The organism is Microbacterium sp. NPDC089696 (assembly GCF_044749125.1).
Taxonomy (GTDB): Bacteria; Actinomycetota; Actinomycetes; order Actinomycetales; family Microbacteriaceae; genus Microbacterium.
The window spans coordinates 1,496,787-1,514,997 of sequence record NZ_JBIVHF010000001.1 but is presented as its reverse complement, the minus strand read 5'-3'; the positions used below and the strand labels follow the sequence as shown (position 1 = coordinate 1,514,997).

Below are 18,211 nucleotides of genomic sequence, written 5' to 3'. Positions count from 1 at the left end.
CGTCGCACCCGGTGCGCGCTCGGGTGCGCGCGGTAGCCTGAACGCGATGGCGCAGTACACGAAGCATCCGGCGGCAGCCCCGCCCCAGGCCCCCGAGCGAGAGTCCACGGGGCATCTTCTGCTGCGCGGGTACATCATCCTCGTGCTGTTCGCTACGTTCGCGCACGCCGCGGTCTACAACCTCGTCGGGGAGTACGGCGCGGTCGCGGTGCTGCTCGGCTTCCTGATCGCGACCCTGGCGATCGGCATCCCGATGATCGCGCGACGCCGCCCGCAGCGATTCGCCTGGCGCCGCCTGCCGTGGGCGGCCACCGCCTACACGGCGCTCGCGCTGCTGTCGGTCATCTGGTCGCAGTGGCGCGGATCGACGCTGATCACGTGGGTGCTGCTGGCGACCGTGACGGTGAACGCGCTGTTCGTCGTGCACGTGCTGTCCTGGAACGAGATCGTGCGCGCACTCGCGTCGGCGTTCAAGTGGATCCTCGGCCTGTCGCTCGCGATCGAGCTCTGGGTCGCCCTGATCGTGCACGGGCCGATCCTCCCCAACTTCTTCGTCCGTCCGGAGGGCGAGGAGATCAACGCCCACTGGTACTGGGTGCGGGGCAATCTCTTCGACGGCGACCGCATTCAGGGCATCGTGGGCAACTCGAACCTGCTGGCGATCATCAGCCTCTTCGCGATCCTCACGTTCGGCGTCCGCTTCGCCGCACGGGCGCGCTGGCGCACGACCCTCGCCCTGTGGATGATCCTCGCGGCCTACTTCCTGCTGCGCGCCGGCTCCGCGACCGCGTACGCCTGCGCCGCCGCGACGGGGGTGGTGCTGGTCCTCGCCCTACTGATGCGACGCACGCGCACGCCCGGCGGTCGCACCCGGCTCTACGTCCTCTTCGTCGGCGGAGGCGCGGTGCTGGCCGCCGCCGTGTGGGTGCTCCGCGATCCGCTCCTGTCGATCCTGGGCCGCAGCGGTGACCTCACGGGGCGCTCCGACCGCATCTGGACGAAGGTCCTCGAGCGCGCGGCCGAGCATCCCGTGTTCGGCAACGGCTTCTCGAGTCCCTGGGTCCCCTTCGACCCGGCGTTCGACGGGTGGATCGTCGACCACGGCATCACGGTGTTCCACGCGCACAACATGTGGCTCGACGTGCTGATGCAGCTCGGGGTCGTCGGCGTCGTGCTGATGGCGCTCGCGTACCTGAGCCTGCTGTGGCGCTCGTGGTTCTTCGCGGTGGACCGCCCGCGCTGGGACCTCACGAGCGACCGGCCGTACTCGCCCGTCACGCTGCTGCCGAGTCTGTTCACGGTCGTCCTGCTCGTGCAAGGGCTCACCGAGTCCACCCCGATCATGCTGTGGGGCTGGATGCTGCTCGTGATGCTGACCTTCAAGATCAAGTCCGTCCCGCTGATCGGCATCGGCGAGCGCGACCGTGTGATCGAGCACGGTGAGAGAGCGCGGCGGGTTCCGTGACGTCCCCTCGGCGCCTCGTCGATCTCCTCGGCTCGGCGGAGTTCGCTCGTGCGTTCACGATCGCCGTCCTGAGCGCCGTCTTCGCGTCCTTCGCGATCGAGCGCATGACCTCGCAGGTCACGCTCGCGACGATCATCGCCGTGCTGTGCGCCGTGGGCGCCGCGATCCTCTGGGTGCGTCGAGAGGAGCTGTCACTGCTGCGGTTGGCGCCGTCCTCACTGCTCGCCTTCCTCGCGTGGGCGCTCGTCAGCCTCGTGTGGACCACCGACAAGTCCGACACCGTCTTCGGGTGGTTGGCGCTCTTCGGATTCGCGTTCCTCGCGATCACCGTCGGCCACATCCGCGACACGCTGCAGACGGTGCGGGCGCTGGGCGACACGCTCCGTGTGCTGCTGGTCCTCTCGCTCGGGATGGAGATCCTCTCCGGGGTCCTCCTCGACATGCCCTTCGGATTCCTGGGCATCCAGGGCAACCTGGCGGTGGGCGGTCCCGTGCAGGGCCTGTTCGGCAGCCGCAACATGCTCGGCTTCATCGCCGTGCTCGCTCTCATCACGTTCGTGATCGAATGGCGATCGCAGTCCGTCACCGCGCCGATCGCGATCCCCTCCGTGGCGCTCGCCGCCCTGCTCGCGTTCCTCTCCTCCTCCCCCACGGTCATCGTGCTCGCGGCCGCCGTGGGCATCGTCACCGTCGCTCTCACGATCGTGCGGCACACGCCGACCGAGCGCCGCAGCCTCGTGCAATGGGTGCTCGGCATCCTCGTGGCGCTCGCGCTGACCGCCGCGTTCGCCCTGCGGCATCCGATCATCGCTCTGCTCGACGCCGGATCGGACTTCTCCATCAGGGCGACCCTGTGGAACACCATGCTCGACTTCGTGTCGCTCAAGCCGATCACCGGATGGGGATGGTTCGGGCCGTGGGCGCGGGGCGAGTACCCCTTCACGTACATCAACTTCCTGCTCGACGACCACCATCAGAGCGGACTCAACGCCTACTTCGACGTGATGCTGCAGCTCGGGTGGGCCGGCCTCGTGCTGTTCCTCGCCCTCGGAGGCGCGGCGACGGTGAGGTCCTGGCTCGTCGCGAGCGTGCGCCGATCGGTGGTCTACGCGTGGACGCCGCTCATGCTCGTGACACTCGCGGTGGACTCGATGTTCGAGAGCTTCACCCTCGACGGCGCGGGATGGTTCCTGCTCGTGCTGTGCGCGCTGCGCGCCGGGCAGTCCCGGTCCTGGCGCGAGAACATCGACGCGGCGCACACGGGGGCGATCCCCACGCTCCGCCCGGAGCACTGAGCCCGGGACCCGACGGTCAGACCTGGGCGCGCAGCTTCTCCGCCCAGGCGATCGCGTCCCGCACGCCGTCGTCGACCGAGCGCTCGGCGCGCCAGTCGAGCAGCTCGTGCGCGAGATCGACGATCGCGTAGGCGCCCGCCTGATCCCCCGGTCGGCGTGGGGCCTCCACGACGGGCAGCGTCTCCCCCGTCACGCGCTCGACCGCCGACACGAGCTCCCGCACGGTCACGCCGTCGCCGCGGCCGAGGTTGATCGCTCGGAACGGGCTGTCGCCCGTCACGACGTCGTCGAACCGCTCGACGGCGGCGACATGCGCGAGAGCGAGGTCCCACACGTGGATGTAGTCGCGGAGGCCCGAGCCGTCGCGGGTGGCCCAGTCGGTCCCGGTGACCTCGAACGGGCGTCCGGCGGCGCGCGCCGTGAGGATCTTGCCGAGCGCGTGCGTGGGGACGGGGTTCTGCAGCCCGGTGCGCAGCCGCGGGTCCGCGCCGATCGGGTTGAAGTAGCGCAGCGCGATCGCGCGCAGATCGCCGGCCGCCGCCGCATCCTCGAGGATCTGCTCGACCATGGCCTTGGTCGTCGCGTAGGGACTCGAGGGCGCGAGGCGTCCGGTCTCGTCGACGCCGCCGCCGTCCTCCCCCGCGTACACCGAGGCGGAGGAGCTGAAGACGATGCGTGCGACACCCGCTTCGCGCAGACGCTGGAGCAGGAGGATCGTCTTGCCGACGTTCGCGTCGTAGTAGCCGAGAGGGTCCGCGACAGACTCCGGCACGACGGTGCGCGCGGCGCAGTGGATCACGGCGTCGATGTCGGGGTGCGCGGTGAGCAGGCGATCGAGGAGGTCGCGGTCGGCGATGTCGCCCTCGAAGAGCTCACGGCCCTCGCCGAAGCGACGCAGTCCCGCGGAGAGATCATCGAGCAGGACGACATCGTGCCCCGCTTCGATGCACGCCGTCGCGATCGTGGACCCGATGTATCCGGCGCCGCCGGTGATCAATACCTTCATCGGGGGTCAGTCTACAGACGGGCACCTCGGCGTTCCGGGGCGGACTCACCGGGATCACCGGGCTGCGGAGGGTAGGCTACTCTCTGCTCGTCGAGTTCCCGCGCCGCCGCCCGCCGGCGACCCGTGGCACCCAACATCGGAGATCCATCCCGTGGCATACGTCCTACAGAACGTCGTCTTCCCGCTCGATCGCGACCCCGACCTTCTGCCCCTGTACGCAGATCCCGAGACGTGGTCGGTGATCGAGGACGAGCCCGTCCGCGTGTCCAACCGCGCTCACCTCGGCAACATCCTCGGACGGCATCGCGCACGGGTCGTGGCCGGACGACGCGTGTCCCTCGGCACGTACTTCAACGCCTTCCCGGCGTCGTACTGGCAGCACTGGACGAGCGTGCGCGCGGTGCGCCTCACGGTGCGCACCAGCGGCCCAGCGACGATCCTCGTCTACCGCTCGAACGGCTCGGGCGTCCGTCAGCGCGTCGCGACGCGCGAGGTCACCGGCGACGCGGAGACCTCCTTCGACCTGGAGCTCACGCAGTACAGCGACGGCGGCTGGATCTGGTTCGACGTGGTCGCCGACGAGAAGCACGCCATCATCGAGGGCGCCGAGTGGACGACCGACCAGGAGCCCGCCCGGACCGGCAAGGCCTCGCTGGGGATCACGACCTACAACAAGCCCGACTACTGCGTCGAGACGCTGCGCGCGCTCGCGGCATCCCCCGATGCGCTGGAGTACGTGGACCGGATCTTCCTGATCGACCAGGGAACGCAGATCGTCGCGGAGCAGGACGGCTTCGACGATGTGGCCGAACGCCTCGGCGAGACCCTCCAGGTCATCCGACAGCCCAATCTCGGCGGCTCCGGCGGGTTCGCCCGTGCGATGCACGAGTCCCTGCAGCGCCCCGAGAGCGACTTCGTGCAGCTGCTCGACGACGACGTCCGGCTCGAGCCGGAGTCGCTGCGCCGCTCGATCGTGTTCGGACGCTACGCCACGTCCCCGGTGCTGGTGGGCGGTCACATGTTCGATCTGCTCGACCGCCCCAAGCTGCACGGCTGGGCCGAGGTCGTCGACGAGGCGCCGTTCATGTGGCGCAACCTCTATCAGGAGAAGATGCCGCACGACTTCGGCGTCGCGAACCTCCGCCAGTCGAGCCTGCTGCACATGCGGATGGACGCCGACTACAACGGCTGGTGGATGTGCCTGATCCCGCTCGACGCGATCCGCGAGGTCGGCCTCGCGCTCCCCGCGTTCATCAAATGGGACGACGCCGAGTTCTGCCTCCGCGCGGGCGAGGCCGGATTCCCGACCGTGTCGATGCCGGGCGTCGCGCTGTGGCACGTCTCCTGGGTCAACAAGGACGACACGATCGACTGGCAGGCGTACTTCCACGCCCGCAACCGCATCGTGGCGGGTCTGCTGCACTCGAACGCTCCGCGAGGCGGACGGCTCCTGGTGCACAGCCGCCGCGTCGACCTCAAGCACCTGATGATGATGCAGTACTACCCGGTGGCCCTGCGCGCGATGGCGCTGCGTGATGTGCTCGCCGGCCCCGGGCACATGCGCGAGAACCTCGCGACGGCGATGCCCGCCGCGCGCACCCTCGCCGGCGAGTTCCCCGAGACCGTCGTGCATCGCGACCCCTCCACGGTGCTGCACTCGCGCAACGGACGTCGCGTGTACAAGCAGCTGTCGAAGAACAACCTCGACAATCCGACCGGCCTCCGACTGCGCTGGTTCACGCTCTCGACGCTGATCGCGCACTGGCTGCACCGGCCGGCGCCGGAGAACGTGCAGCAGCCCGAGGTCGAGTTCGGCAAGGAGGACGCCCAGTGGTGGCGTCTCCCCGCCTTCGACAGCGCCCTCGTGAGCGCGGCCGACGGCTCCGGCAAGAACATCTACACGCGCGACCGCGCCAAGTACCGCCGCATGCTGCGCGAGACGACCCGTCTGCACGCGCAGCTGCGCCGACGCTGGCCCGAACTGCAGCGTGAGTATCGCGAGGCGCTGCCCGACCTCGTATCCCCCGCATCCTGGCAGAACATCTTCGAGGAGAAGGCATGACCGCGGCGCCCGCTGCATTCGATCCGGCAACGGCCACCATCGTCATCGTCACGTTCAACCGATCGCACCTGCTCACCGGTCTCCTGGAGAGCATCACGGCGATGGACCCGAAGCCGGGCCACGTCGTGATCGTCGACAACGCGTCGTCCGACGACACCACCGATGTCGTCGAGTCGTTCCGCCCGCGTCTGGGCACCGAGCTCGTCTACCGTCGGCTCGAGACGAACACCGGCGGATCGGGCGGCTTCAGCGAGGGCATGCGCACCGCGTACGAGCTCGGCTCCGAGTGGATCTGGATGATGGACGACGACGTCGAGGTCATCCCCGACGGTCTCGGCAAGATGGGTGCGTGGGCCCCGCGCTTCAAGAGCATCCAGGGCCGCCGCTACGACTACGACGGCAGCGAGTTCTACTGGCAGTACCGGATCGCGGAGCGCATGGGCATCCCGATCCCGTTCGCCCCCTCGGGCTTCGACGCGTCGGGCTTCAAGGAGATGAACAGCGGCTGCTTCGAGGGCATGTTCATCCACCGGTCCATCGTGAAGCAGATCGGTCTCCCCGATCCGCGCTTCTTCATCTACTGGGACGACCAGATGTACGGCTGGCTCGCCTCGCGCAAGACCACCGCCGTGATCGTCGACGAGTTCGTGCTCCGTCGCACGCGCGAGATCCGCCAATGGGACATGGGCATCCGCCATATGAACGCGTCGAGCAACGCCTACCGCTTCTACATCATGCGCAACCGCGCCTACATCAAGCAGTACTACCGGGTGCACGGCGCGTACAACCCGGTGCTGTTCGGCCTCGGGACGGCGATGACCTTCGCGAAGGAGCTCATCCGCCTCGTGTTCGTCGAGCGCACGGTGCGCGGCACCAGCAACCTGTTCCGCGGGCTCAAGGAGGGCGGCCGTCTGGGTCGCGACCGCTCCTGGCAGCCGATGGCGCCCCTGGAGGTCTGAGGCCGTGACGGACGAGCAGCAGCCCGAGCTCCGCTGGGCGCCCCTTCCCCCGAAGCGGAACAACCGCGGCCGCGTCTGGCTGATCGTCGGCCTGGCAGTCGCTGCCCTCGTGATCGTGGGCGTGCTGCTGTTCGTCCTGATCCCGCGAGGTGAGGACGACCCCGATCCGACGCCCTCTCCCTCCCCGTCGGCCACGGCGACACCCACGCCGACTCCCACTCCGACCCCGACGCCCACTGCGCCGCCGACCGACCCGCCGATCGTGACCGAGCCCCCTGTCATCGACCCGACGGTCGATGCGTTCCGTGCACAGGTGGGTGGATGGCTCGAGGACGGCGGCCGCGGGCTCGATCTGATCGCCGGCCTCACGGGTCCGGACGCGGCATCCGTCGTGCAGACCCTGCAGGAGGACTCCCAGCGGATGTCGGACGCCCAGGCACCCTCGTCGATCGCGACGCAGTGGCGTGACGGTGTCACCTCCTACATGTCCTCGCTCGCGAGCCTGCGCTCGACCGTCGACGCCGGCGGCGACACGGCGGCGACGCGGGCGGCGGCACAGTCCTCCCTGCAGAAGCTCAACGTGCTCCTCGGCCTCTGAGTCCGGCCCCGAGGCGGGCGGGCCGCCGCTCTCCCTCGACCGGCGCGGACGGCTCAGGCGTTGTAGTCGGCGTTGTAGCGGTCGAGGACGTCCGTGATCGGAGCGTCGAGCACGAGACCGCCCTTGTCGAGATACAGACCGCGCGTGCAGAAACGCCGCAGGTCCCGCTCGTTGTGGCTCACGAAGAACAGTGTGCGCCCCTCGGCGAGGAGCTCATCGATCCGCTTGTAGCACTTGTCGCGGAAGGCCTTGTCGCCCACCGCGAGCACCTCGTCGACGAGCAGGATCGGCTCGTCGAGCTGCGACACGACGGAGAACGCCAGGCGCACCTTCATGCCGTTCGACAGGTGCTTGTACGGGGTGTCCTCGAACCCGGCGAGCTCGGCGAACGCGATGATGTCGTCGTAGCGACGGGACACCTCGTCCCGCGACATCCCGTGCAGACCGGCGGTCAGTCTCACGTTCTCGCGCACGGTCAGATCGCCGACGAAGCCTCCGGTGATCTCGATCAGCGGTGCGACGCCGCCCGTCACCCGCACGTGTCCCTCGTCGGCGAGCAGCACGCCCGCGACGAGCCGCAGCAGCGTCGATTTGCCCTGGCCGTTGCGCCCGACGACGCCGATCGACTCGCCCTGCTGCACCGAGAAGGAGACGTCGCGCAGCGCCCAGAACTCTCCGGGCCGGGAGCGCCGCGACGCACCGGCGAACATGTCCTTGAAGCTGCGCCGCCCCCGCCGGTTGCGGCGGAAGTGCACTCCGAGCCCGCGGACGTCGATGGCTTCGGTCATCACAGCTCCTTCAGCACGGGACGCTCGAGGGCGCGGAACGCCCAGACGCCCAGCGCGAGGATCACGACCGTCATCGCGACGCTCACGATGAGCGTGAACGGATTCCACTGATCGGGGAAGAACGGCATCCGATAGAGCATGAAGATCCCGGCGAGCGGGTTGAAGGCGCCGAGCGTCTGCGCGAAGCCCGGCAGATCGGTCACGTTGTAGATGATCGGCGTCGCGTAGAACATCGCCCGCAGGATGAGGGCCGTGGTGCGCTCGAGGTCGACGTACAGCACGCACAGCGGCGCGATGAGCAGTCCGAGGCCGACGAGCAGCATGGTCTGCAGGAACATCGCCACCGGGAGCCACAGGATGCCCCAGCCGATCTGCACGGTCTGATCGGGGTGCGTCTCGACGATGAGGTTCACGACGATGAAGATCACGAGCACGGGAAGCGAGAACAGATACTCCATGCCCTTGCTGAGCACGATCCGGTTCACCCAGATCGACCGCGGGATCGCGGTGGAGCGCACGAGCCGGGAATCCTTCTTGAACGCGCGCGTGAAGTCCGACACCGACGAGTTGAACCACACCCACGGGAGCAGGGCGCTGATCAGGAAGATGATGTACGGCTCCTCGCCGACATCCCGGTGGAAGACCTGTGTGAAGACGAACCAGTAGATCGCGCTCATGACGAGCGGGTCCAGCACGGACCACAGATAGCCCAGGAAGCTCGTCGAGTAGCGGACCTTCAGATCGCGCGCCGAGAGCAGCCAGAGCGAATGCAGATAGCGCCGGGGCGTCCCGGGCGCCCCGACAGCAGCGTGACTCACGATGATGAGTCTAGGAGAGAGTGTTGTTCCACAGCGACAGCGCCGAGCCGATGGCCATGTGCATGTCGAGGTACTGGTACGTCCCCAGCCGTCCGCCGAAGTGCACGTCGCGCTCCCCCTTGGCGAGCTCGCGGTAGGCAAGCAGCCCGTCACGGTCGGTCGGGGTGTTCACGGGGTAGTACGGCTCGTCCTCGCGGTCCGCGAAGCGCGAGAACTCGCGCATGATGACGGTCTTGTCGGACTCGAAGACGTCCTTGCGCTCCGGGTGGAAGTGCTTGAACTCGTGGATGCGCGTGTAGGGCACGTCCATGTCGGGATAGTTCATGACGCTCGTGCCCTGGAAGTCGCCGACGTTCAGCACCTCCTGCTCGAAGTCCAGCGTGCGCCAGCTCAGCGCGCCCTCGGTGTAGTCGAAGTAGCGATCGACCGGGCCCGTGTAGACGATCGGCACCTGGCCGACCATCGCCTTCTTGTTCAGCGGCTGCGACTCGTCGAAGAAGTCGACGCCGAGCTTGACCTCGATGTTCGGGTGATCGGCCATCCGCTCGATCCACGCCGTGTAGCCGTCGGTGGGCAGGCCCTCCCACGTGTCGTTGAAGTAGCGGTTGTCGTACGTGTACCGCACCGGCAGGCGGCTGATGATGTCGCCGGACAGCTTGTGCGGGTCGGTCTGCCACTGCTTCGCGGTGTAGTCGCGGAAGAACGCCTCGAACAGGGGGCGGCCGACGAGGGCGATGCCCTTCTCCTCGAAGTTGGCGGCGGACTTCACGTCGAACTCGCCGGCCTGCTCGCGGACGAGAGCGCGCGCCTGGTCGGGTGTGTACGCCGACTGGAAGAACTGGTTGATCGTCCCGAGGTTCACCGGCATGGGGAACACGGTGCCCTTGTGGGTCGTGTACACGCGGTGCACGTAGTTCGTGAAGGACGTGAAGCGGTTGACGTACTCCCAGACCGTCGCGTTCGACGTGTGGAACAGGTGCGCGCCGTAGCGGTGGACCTCGATGCCGGTCTCCGGCTCCGCCTCGCTGTAGGCGTTGCCGCCGATGTGGTGCCGACGGTCGATGACCGTGACCTTGCGACCGGCGTCCGCCGCCCGCTCTGCGATGGTGAGACCGAAGAAGCCCGATCCGACAACGAGAAGATCCATGGGTCCATCGTATCCGGGAGCACCGGACGGACCTGAACGCGGGGTCTGAGAGAATCGATCCCATGCCCCATCCCCTCAGCGCCGCCGCGCAGCGCCTGTGGGCGCACAGTGCGGTGCGCTATCTGGTCGTCGGAGGCTTCTGCTTCCTCGTGGACGTGGGGCTGCTGTGGCTCGCGCACGAGGTGATCGGCATCCCGCTCGCGATCGCGACGCCGGTGTCCTTCCTCGCCTCGTTCGCGGTGACGTACACGTTGCAGCGCATCGTCGCGTTCACCTCGGACGCCAAGGTCGTGCCGAGCGTCGCCCGCTACACCGCGCTCGTGATCTTCAACACGCTCGCGACCACGGGGATCGTGTGGGCGGTGGACGCCCTCGGCGGCGGCTGGCTCGTCGGCAAGGTCGTCGCGGTCGTCGCTACGACCGTCTGGAACTTCTTCGCGTATCGTCATTGGGTGTTCGCCACCCCCCGATCCGGGAGCACCGATGTATAAGAACGCCGTGATCGCGGCCGTCGTCCCCGCCTACAAAGAAGAGCGGATGATCGCCACGGTCATCACGACGATGCCGGACTTCGTCGACCACATCGTGATCGTCGACGACTGCAGCCCCGACGGCACGAGCGACGTGGTCCGCGGCCTCGACGATCCGCGGGTCACGCTGATCCGCCACGAGGAGAACCAGGGCGTCGGCGGATCGATCATCACCGCGCATCGCGCCGCCATGGAGCTGGGCTCCGACGTCAACGTCGTCATGGCGGGCGACGCGCAGATGGACCCCGCGTACCTCCCCGACCTGCTCGACCGCGTGACCGACGGCGGCTTCGGATTCGCCAAGGCCAATCGGTTCTACTCCCCCGAGTCGTTCCGCGGCATGCCCGGGTACCGCGTGCTCGGCAACATCGTGCTGTCGTTCTTCACGAAGCTCTCCTCCGGCTACTGGAACCTCTTCGACCCGCAGAACGGCTACACCGCCGTGCGCACCGAGGTCCTGAGCCGCATCGCTCTGGAGCGCGTCGCCCGCCGCTACAGCTTCGAGAACGACCTGCTGATCCGCCTCAACATCGCCCAGGTCTCCGCCACCGACGTCCCGATCCCTGCCGTCTACGGCGAGGAGGTGTCGAGCATCCGGTTGAGCAAGGTGATCCCCGAGCTGCTGCACCGCCTCACCGTGGGCTACTGGTCGCGGATCTGGTACCGCTACGTGCTGTGGTCGTTCTCCCCCATCGCCCTCCTGCTCTTCGCCGGGCTGTTCTTCACCCTCGTGGGACTCGGGATCACGATCTGGGTGATGTTCCAGATCGCGGCGTCGGTCGTCGCGACCGCGGCCACCGTCATGCTCGCGGCGCTCCCGCTCATGATCGGATTCCAGATGCTCCTCGCGGCGCTGCAGCTCGACATCCAGGCGACGCCGGACGCTCCCGACCGCAAGCCCTTCGCGCCGGCGCGCTCACCGCTCGCGGACTGAGCCGGATCCCGACCGTCAGTCGCAGGCGACGATCTCGTACAGCTTCGCCTCGCCCTCGCTGTCGGCCAGACGGACCACGTCGCCGAGGTCCGACAACCCGGGGTACGAGTGATCGTCGTTGTGGATCTCGGCCGTGCCGAAGTCGAGCACCCAGCGCGTGTGCGTGCGCTCGAGAGCTGCGCACACCTCCGGGTCGTCGCCGACCCGGTTCAACCGCTCGGTGATCGTCGTCATGTCCGCCGACAGCTCCTGGAAGATGTGCGGGACGAGCGCCCGGCGGTTCGCCAGGGCGAAGCTCAACGAGGTTCCCGTCCACGGGCTGCCGACGATCACGTCGTCGGCGGGCACGGTCTCCGGCAGTCGGTCGATCAAGGTCCGCTCGTCGTTCGTGAGCAGCGGCGACCACTCCTCCTGCTGGTACATGACGGCCGTGTTGGCGGTCTCCTCCGCCAGCGCCGCACCGGTCTGCGTGGCGAGCAGGATGCCCACGCCGATGATCGCGCCCGACGAGGCGGGGACCCACCGCAGCGCGGGACGGTCGTCGGCGCGGAGGAGACGCGCGAGGACGGCGACGACGCCCACGACGCCCAGCGCGCCCAGCGGCACGAGGAACGTCGGGAGCAGGGCCACGATGCGGTAGACGTCCTGATACCAGGTGCCGGTGAGTCCGTACCGGAACCCGCTCATCGGGAACGCGATGCAGACCACGAACACCACGAGCATCCCCGCCGTCGACGCCACGAGCCACCACTGCACGCGCCACCGTCGCGCGATCACCACGGTGAGCACACCGAGGGCCGCGACCGCGGACACCACCCAGGCGGCCGGGCGCCACACGAATCCACCGGACACGATCTGCGTCAGCGCGTCCTGCAGGGTGGCGGACGGCGGCCAGAAGGCGAGCCCCGGGTTCGGCCGGGCGACGATGAAGACCGCCACCGCGACCAGGAAGACGCCGACGAGCGCGGCGAGAGCCCCGCGACGGCGGGCGGGAGCTCGGTGCTCCGTGCGCTCGCGACGGGCCCACAGCGCCACACCCGTGAATGCGATGAGGAAGCCGGGCAGCAGGAAGGCCATCAGCGTGCTGGGGTGTGCGAGCGCGACGGTGGGCACGAGCGCCACGAGGAGAGTCCAGCGCACAATCGGGTCGGGGCGCTCCCCCCTGCCGATGCCGGCCACCAGCACCGCCGCGGCGACGGCCGACGGCAGCAGCGCGATGGAGAGCACGTTCGGGTACAGGACGCCGAAGTCGAGCATGAGCAGCGGGAACGCGGCCATGCCGATCGACAGCGCTCCGGCTGTCACCGTGGCGCCGAGGTGCGCGCCGACGATCGTCCGCACGAGCCACAGGCACGAGATCGGCCAGACGACGGCGCCCAGGACGATGCTCACGACGTTGACCGAGGCCGCGACCCCGGCGCCGCTCAGCTCGGCCACGGTCGAGACGACGATGTGCCACAGATCCGGATAGAAGCCCGGGAGGAGCTGACGGGTGGGGGCGATGAAACCGTCGTCCATGATCTGGCGCACGGCGTTGAGGTGGTAGATGTTGTCGAACGTCTGCGAGATGTTCGACGGGGCCCCGAAGGCCGACATCAGTCGCCCCGCGGCGAGCACCGAGACGACGACGACCACGAGGAACGGGAGCGCTTCGCGCCACCAGCCGGCCCGGCCCGGCTCCTCGCGGGGCAGCCGGCCCCGCACGACGAGGCGCTCGACGAGCACCCGCACGGCGAACGCGGCGACGAGGAGGAGCACGCCGCCCACGGCCCAGCCGAGGACGGACCAGTGGAACGGGACGATCACGTTCACGAGTGCGGCGGCCGCGAGCATCGCGAGGGACAGCGGCGCGGCCGCCGCGAGGACGGTGAAGCCCCGCAGCCGCACCGCCAGTGCCGCGGCGGCACCGGGGAGGAGGACGACCGCGAGCGCGACGAGGACTGTCCCCGCCTGGTCGGTCCAGCCCATCAGGCGCGTCCGCCCCGTGCGGTGACGGGAGAGACCGGGGAGGCGGTGCGGCCGGATCCGACGATTTCCATTGATCCATCGTATCCGCGCCCGCTTGTCAGCCCCGCCCGCTCCCCTCGTCGAGCAGCGCACCGAGCATCGGCGCGAACCGCCGCACGTAGTCGAGGTTGAGGTGATCCGCGTCGTAGAACACCGCGACGCCGCCGATCGACGCGGGGCAGACCTCCTGGTCGCAGAAGTAGGCGTGCGCATCGAACGCGCGGATCCCCGGATCGGCCGCGGCGGCGGCCGCGGCGAGGTACGGATCGGCGGGCAGAGCCTCGTCGACGGGCACCGCGCAGGCGAGCGGGTCGCGCGCGTTCACGAGCAGGCAGTCGGGTGAGCGGACCTCGCCGTTGTAGGGCACTCCTCCCAGGGCGATCACCGGGATGCCGTCGGCCGACCAGGCGCGCCAGGTGCGGAGCAGGCCGTCCACGAACTGCTCCTGCTGCGGCCGGCCCGTGCCGTCGTCGACGAGCTCGACGCTGCCCGCGGAGGACGTGAACACGGCGTCGGGTCTCTCCTCGCGGACCGCCTCCTGCACGGCGGTGGACCAGTCCGTGCACCGTTCGCGCTCGGCGGCCGTCCACGGCGTGCGGAACCCGACGTACGGTGCGTCGAGGACGGGGCACCCGCCGCCGAACGTCGTCGTCACGATCCAGCCCCGCTCCCGGGCGAGATCGAACAGAGCGCCCTGCCACTGCTGGGCATGGGAATCTCCGACGAGCCAGACCCGCGGCGCGTCCGTCCCTCCGCCGAAGTCGCACACCACGGTGGCGGTGCGATCGCCGAACGGCAACAGGGCGGGGTCGGCCGCGCACTCCGGAGGCGTCGCGAAGTACGCGTTGCCCGACCCCATCACGACGTCGCGCGCCGGGCCGAAGGCATCGGCGCAGTCGGCGCCCGACTCCATCGCCTGCGGTCCGACGCACGCTTGGATCTCCACCGATTCCGGAGGCACGTCGGCGTCCGCCTGCGCCCGCCCCGCGGCGATCAGACCTCCGCCGAGCAAGGCGACGACCACCATGCCCGCGAGCATCGCGATCAGCGATCGGCGGGGACGCCCGTGCAGCAGGCGCCAGCGCTGGCCGGGTCGCTCGACGAGCCGGAAGGTCGCCCAGGCGAGCAGGAACGCGGCGCCGAGGATCCCGATCCGCATGATCGTCGACATCTCGGCGCCGACCGCGAACGGCACGAGCACGATGAGCGGCCAGTGCCAGAGGTACAGCGAGTACGAGACGTCGCCGATCCACTGCACGGGGCGCGTCGCCGTGATCACGGAGTGCCCGAGCCGCGCGTGCCCGACGCCCGCCACGATCACGGCCGCCGTCCCGAGCACCGGGACCAGAGCCGCCGCGCCCGGGAACGGCGTGTCGGAGTCGAACAGCGCCGCGGAGGCGACGATCGCGACGAGACCGGCGATCGCGACGAGGTCGGCGATGGACCGCGGCAGCCTTCTCGTGCCGAGAAGGGCGATGAGCCCGCCGACGCCGAACTCCCAGGCACGGGTCACGGTGACGAAGTACGCCTGCTCCGGCATGCTCGTCGTGAGGACGACGCTCGTGCCGAACGACGCCAGGACGACCACGCCCAGGACGACCGCGGCGGTGCGCGCGGGACGCGCCGAACGCCGGAGCGCCCACCACCACGCGCCGATCAGCAGCACCGGCCACACGAGATAGAACTGCTCCTCGACGGACAGCGACCAGTAATGCTGGGCGATCGTCGCCTGATCGTTGATCGCCGAGTAGTCGACGGACATCGCGCTGAGGAACCAGTTCTCGACGTAGCCGGCGCTCGCGATGATCTCCGACCCGGCACGCTCCCAGCGCGGATACGGCAGGAGGAGGATCGTCCCCACGGCACCGGCCGCGAGCACGAGGAGCGCGGCAGGGAGCAGACGGCGGATTCGCCGGGCGTAGAAGGCGGCCAGCGCGATGCGCCCGGTCTCGGCGTGCTCCCGAGCGAGGTGGCTCGTGATGAGGAACCCGGAGATCACGAAGAACACGTCGACGCCGACGTACCCGCCGGTGAGACGCGTGGGCCACAGATGATTGGCCACGACCGCGAGGATCGCGACGGCTCGGAGCGCCTGGACGTCCGGCCGGAACCGTGCCGCCCGGGGCGGGGTCGGCGGACGGTCCGTCGACGAGCGCTCGACCGTCGTCACGTCGTCACGCACCGTCCTCGGCGCGCTCAGCCCCGGCCGACGACCAGTCGCGGCACGCCGACCCAGCGCTCGGCGTCGGTCGCGGCGCGCCCGTCGACCAGGAGCGAGATGCCCGGCAACTGGGCGGGCTCGAGCTCGCGGTAGTCGGCGTGATCGGTCTGGAGGATCGCGACGTCGACGGCGTCGCCGAGATGGTAGGGCTCGAAGCCGAGGCGACGGAGCTCCTCGTCGGTGTACAGCGGATCGTGCACCGCGACCTCGGCGCCCCGCGCGCGCAGCGCCTCCACCGTCGGGAAGACCCCCGAGAAGGCCGTCTCCTTCACCCCGCCGCGGTAGGCGGCGCCGAGCACGACCGTGCGCAGTCCGCTGAGGGAGCCGAGCATTTCGGCGGCGCGCTCCACGAGACGCGCGGGCATGGACTCGTTGAGCTCGCGAGCGGTGCGCACGATGTCGGCGTCCGGATCGGTGGAGAGGTAGAGCTTCGGATACACCGGGATGCAGTGTCCGCCGACGGCGATGCCGGGCCGGTGGATGTGGCTGAACACCTGGGAGTTGCAGGCCTCGATGACCTCGTACACGTCGATGCCGTTGTCGGCGGCGTACAGCGCGAACTGGTTCGCGAGCCCGATGTTCACATCGCGGTAGGTCGTCTCGGCGAGCTTGGCCATCTCCGCCGCCTCGGCGCTGCCGAGGTCCCAGACGCCGTTCGCCCGGGCGAGGTCGGGACGCACGTCGAACTCGAGCACGGCGCCGTAGAACTCGCGCGCCCGGCGACCGCCCTCGTCCGACAACGCGCCGATGAGCTTGGGGTACTTGCGCAGATCGGCGAAGATGCGCCCGGAGTACACGCGCTCGGGCGAGAAGACGACGTGGAAGTCCTCCCCCTCCGTGAGTCCGGACAGACGTTCGATCGCCGGGGCGAACCGGCCGCGCGTGGTCCCGACGGGCAGCGTCGTCTCGTACGAGACGAGCGTGCCGGGCGTCAGGTGGGCGGCGAGCGACGCGGTCGCCTGATCCATCCAGCCGAACTCCGGCTCGGCGGTGACCTCGTCGACGAACAGCGGCACGACGACGACCACGGCGTCCGCGCCCGGGATCGCCTCGGCGTAATCGGTCGTGGCGCGCAGACGTCCCGCGGCGAGCGCGGCCGTGAGCTTCTCCTGCAGGTGCGCCTCCCCCGGGAACGGCTCGATCCCGGCGTTGATGGTCTCCACGGCGGCGGCGTTCACGTCGACGCCGATCACATCATGCCCGCGGTCCGCGAACTGCAGGGCGAGGGGGAGCCCGATCTTTCCCAGGGCCACGACGGCGATACGCATGAGGACCAGTTTATGGGGCGCGGGGAGTCCCTCGTCGCGCGCGGGTCAGCCGGTCGCGCCGAGGAGCACGTCGATCACGCGTCCGGCGGCGCGGCCGTCGCCGTAGGGCGCCGCATCCGTGTCCGCGGGTCGCGCGCGGCCGACACCGGCGGCGATCTCCTCCGCGGTCTGCGCGAGGACGTTCCAGCCCAGCTCGATCGTCTCGACCCATTCCGTCTCGGTGCGCACCGTCGTGCACGGGATGCGGAGCAGGAACGCCTCCTTCTGCAGACCTCCGGAGTCCGTGACGACCCCGCGGCTCGACAGGGCCGCGGCGATGAGGTCCGGGTACGCGAGCGGGGCGTGGGACACCAGCGAGCCCCGGGTGAGGGAGATCCCGTGCTCCGCGGCCTTCGCGACGACACGCGGGTGCGCGAGCAGGACGACGGGGTGCTCGAGCGAGGCGAGCGCGTCGACGATCTGCGCGAGACGCTCCGGGTCGTCGGTGTTCTCCGCGCGGTGGATCGTCGCGACGTGGTAGCCCCCCGCGTCGAGCCCCAGCTCGTCGAGGAGCGCGGGACGCGAATCCCCGATCCGATCGCGCACCTCGTACAGGACGTCGGTCATGACGTCGCCGACGAGCACCGTCCGCTCGGCGAGTCCCTCGTGCGCGAGGTGGTCGGCCGCGACCTGCGTCGGCGCGAGCAGCAGATCCGCGGCGTGATCGGTCATCACCCGGTTGTGCTCCTCGGGCATCCGTCGGTTGAAGCTGCGCAGCCCCGCCTCCAGGTGGGCGACCGGAAGGTGCATCTTCACGGCGCTCAGGGCCGCGGCGACCGTGGAGTTCGTGTCCCCGTACACCAGCACCCAGTCCGGCCGGTGCTCGTCGAAGACGGCGTCCAGCGCGGCGAGCATCGCGCCCGTCTGCACGCCGTGCGACCCGCTGCCCACGCCGAGGTGCACGTCGGGCTGCCCGATGCCGAGGTCCTCGAAGAACACGTCGGACAGCATCGGGTCGTAGTGCTGACCCGTGTGGACGATGACATGCTCGACACCGGCGGCTCGGGCGGCGTGGTGGATCGGGGCGAGCTTGACGAACTGAGGACGCGCACCGACGACGCTGATGATCTTCAC

15 protein-coding genes are annotated in these 18,211 nt (G+C 69.6%); 7 read left to right on the top strand and 8 right to left on the bottom strand.

What is annotated here, in order from left to right:
• Nucleotides 1–46 precede the first annotated feature (46 nt).
• Entirely contained in the window at nt 47–1,465 is a 1,419-nt protein-coding gene (locus ACIPY8_RS07390) for an O-antigen ligase family protein (protein ID WP_400816566.1), read from the top strand.
• Nucleotides 1,462–2,760: an O-antigen ligase family protein gene (locus tag ACIPY8_RS07385; RefSeq protein WP_400816564.1), complete on the top strand. Its 1,299-nt coding sequence runs from the start codon at nt 1,462–1,464 to the stop codon at nt 2,758–2,760. Before ACIPY8_RS07390 ends, ACIPY8_RS07385 begins: the two co-directional genes overlap by 4 nt.
• Before the next feature lie 16 nt (nt 2,761–2,776).
• On the opposite strand, the gene galE is transcribed toward ACIPY8_RS07385, so the two are convergent.
• Nucleotides 2,777–3,766 carry a UDP-glucose 4-epimerase GalE gene (galE, locus tag ACIPY8_RS07380; protein ID WP_400816562.1) on the bottom strand — a complete coding sequence of 330 codons (990 nt, stop codon included), beginning with the start codon at nt 3,764–3,766 and terminating at the stop codon, nt 2,777–2,779.
• Nucleotides 3,767–3,917: 151 nt separating this feature from the next.
• Between galE and ACIPY8_RS07375 the strand changes: the two genes are divergently transcribed.
• Genes ACIPY8_RS07375 through ACIPY8_RS07365 form a run of 3 tightly spaced genes read left to right on the top strand, consistent with a single transcriptional unit; the run spans nt 3,918 to nt 7,385 of the window.
• A complete protein-coding gene (locus tag ACIPY8_RS07375) occupies nt 3,918–5,828 on the top strand; it encodes a glycosyltransferase (RefSeq protein WP_400816560.1) in 1,911 nt (636 codons plus the stop codon).
• A complete protein-coding gene (locus tag ACIPY8_RS07370; protein WP_400816558.1) occupies nt 5,825–6,787 on the top strand; it encodes a glycosyltransferase family 2 protein in 963 nt (320 codons plus the stop codon). Before ACIPY8_RS07375 ends, ACIPY8_RS07370 begins: the two co-directional genes overlap by 4 nt.
• 4 nt (nt 6,788–6,791) lie before the next feature.
• Complete coding sequence (locus tag ACIPY8_RS07365) at nt 6,792–7,385, top strand: hypothetical protein (protein ID WP_400816556.1); 594 nt, start codon at nt 6,792–6,794, stop codon at nt 7,383–7,385.
• A gap of 53 nt (nt 7,386–7,438) precedes the next feature.
• Here the strand turns inward: ACIPY8_RS07365 and ACIPY8_RS07360 are convergent, their stop codons facing one another.
• From ACIPY8_RS07360 to glf, 3 genes are read right to left on the bottom strand one after another with little or no spacing between them, the layout of a single operon-like run.
• The gene (locus ACIPY8_RS07360; protein WP_400816555.1) at nt 7,439–8,173 is read right to left on the bottom strand and encodes an ABC transporter ATP-binding protein; all 735 of its coding nucleotides are present in this window, start codon (nt 8,171–8,173) and stop codon (nt 7,439–7,441) included.
• Nucleotides 8,173–8,991 carry an ABC transporter permease gene (locus tag ACIPY8_RS07355; protein WP_400816553.1) on the bottom strand — a complete coding sequence of 273 codons (819 nt, stop codon included), beginning with the start codon at nt 8,989–8,991 and terminating at the stop codon, nt 8,173–8,175. Before ACIPY8_RS07355 ends, ACIPY8_RS07360 begins: the two co-directional genes overlap by 1 nt.
• A gap of 10 nt (nt 8,992–9,001) precedes the next feature.
• On the bottom strand, nt 9,002–10,138 hold the full coding sequence (gene glf, locus ACIPY8_RS07350) for a UDP-galactopyranose mutase (RefSeq protein ID WP_400816551.1): 1,137 nt from the start codon (nt 10,136–10,138) through the stop codon (nt 9,002–9,004).
• Nucleotides 10,139–10,200: 62 nt separating this feature from the next.
• On the opposite strand from glf, the gene ACIPY8_RS07345 reads away from it, so the two are divergent.
• Entirely contained in the window at nt 10,201–10,629 is a 429-nt protein-coding gene (locus tag ACIPY8_RS07345) for a GtrA family protein (RefSeq protein ID WP_400816549.1), read from the top strand.
• Nucleotides 10,622–11,602 (top strand): glycosyltransferase family 2 protein, encoded by a 981-nt coding sequence (locus ACIPY8_RS07340; RefSeq protein WP_400816547.1) that lies wholly within the window; start codon nt 10,622–10,624, stop codon nt 11,600–11,602. The genes ACIPY8_RS07345 and ACIPY8_RS07340 overlap by 8 nt, the downstream gene beginning before the upstream one ends.
• A gap of 15 nt (nt 11,603–11,617) precedes the next feature.
• On the opposite strand, the gene ACIPY8_RS07335 is transcribed toward ACIPY8_RS07340, so the two are convergent.
• The 4 genes from ACIPY8_RS07335 to wecB all read right to left on the bottom strand — a co-directional run bounded on the left by ACIPY8_RS07335 (nt 11,618) and on the right by wecB (nt 18,211).
• The gene (locus ACIPY8_RS07335) at nt 11,618–13,570 is read right to left on the bottom strand and encodes a DUF6541 family protein (protein ID WP_400816545.1); all 1,953 of its coding nucleotides are present in this window, start codon (nt 13,568–13,570) and stop codon (nt 11,618–11,620) included.
• A 97-nt stretch (nt 13,571–13,667) separates the two neighbouring features.
• Nucleotides 13,668–15,791 carry an acyltransferase family protein gene (locus ACIPY8_RS07330; RefSeq protein ID WP_400816543.1) on the bottom strand — a complete coding sequence of 708 codons (2,124 nt, stop codon included), beginning with the start codon at nt 15,789–15,791 and terminating at the stop codon, nt 13,668–13,670.
• A gap of 14 nt (nt 15,792–15,805) precedes the next feature.
• A complete protein-coding gene (locus tag ACIPY8_RS07325) occupies nt 15,806–17,098 on the bottom strand; it encodes a nucleotide sugar dehydrogenase (RefSeq protein ID WP_400816541.1) in 1,293 nt (430 codons plus the stop codon).
• Between the two features lie 45 nt (nt 17,099–17,143).
• The gene (wecB, locus tag ACIPY8_RS07320) at nt 17,144–18,211 is read right to left on the bottom strand and encodes a non-hydrolyzing UDP-N-acetylglucosamine 2-epimerase (RefSeq protein WP_400816539.1); all 1,068 of its coding nucleotides are present in this window, start codon (nt 18,209–18,211) and stop codon (nt 17,144–17,146) included.

Bases quoted from the DNA above. Each gene is read 5' to 3' on its own strand.
- ACIPY8_RS07390 (WP_400816566.1), top strand. From the start codon at position 47: ATGGCGCAGTACACGAAGCATCCGGCGGCAGCCCCGCCCCAGGCCCCC.
- galE (WP_400816562.1), bottom strand. From the start codon at position 3,766: ATGAAGGTATTGATCACCGGCGGCGCCGGATACATCGGGTCCACGATC.
- ACIPY8_RS07370 (WP_400816558.1), top strand. From the start codon at position 5,825: ATGACCGCGGCGCCCGCTGCATTCGATCCGGCAACGGCCACCATCGTC.
- ACIPY8_RS07360 (WP_400816555.1), bottom strand. From the start codon at position 8,173: ATGACCGAAGCCATCGACGTCCGCGGGCTCGGAGTGCACTTCCGCCGC.
- glf (WP_400816551.1), bottom strand. From the start codon at position 10,138: ATGGATCTTCTCGTTGTCGGATCGGGCTTCTTCGGTCTCACCATCGCA.
- ACIPY8_RS07345 (WP_400816549.1), top strand. From the start codon at position 10,201: ATGCCCCATCCCCTCAGCGCCGCCGCGCAGCGCCTGTGGGCGCACAGT.
- ACIPY8_RS07340 (WP_400816547.1), top strand. From the start codon at position 10,622: ATGTATAAGAACGCCGTGATCGCGGCCGTCGTCCCCGCCTACAAAGAA.
- ACIPY8_RS07335 (WP_400816545.1), bottom strand. From the start codon at position 13,570: ATGGGCTGGACCGACCAGGCGGGGACAGTCCTCGTCGCGCTCGCGGTC.
- ACIPY8_RS07325 (WP_400816541.1), bottom strand. From the start codon at position 17,098: ATGCGTATCGCCGTCGTGGCCCTGGGAAAGATCGGGCTCCCCCTCGCC.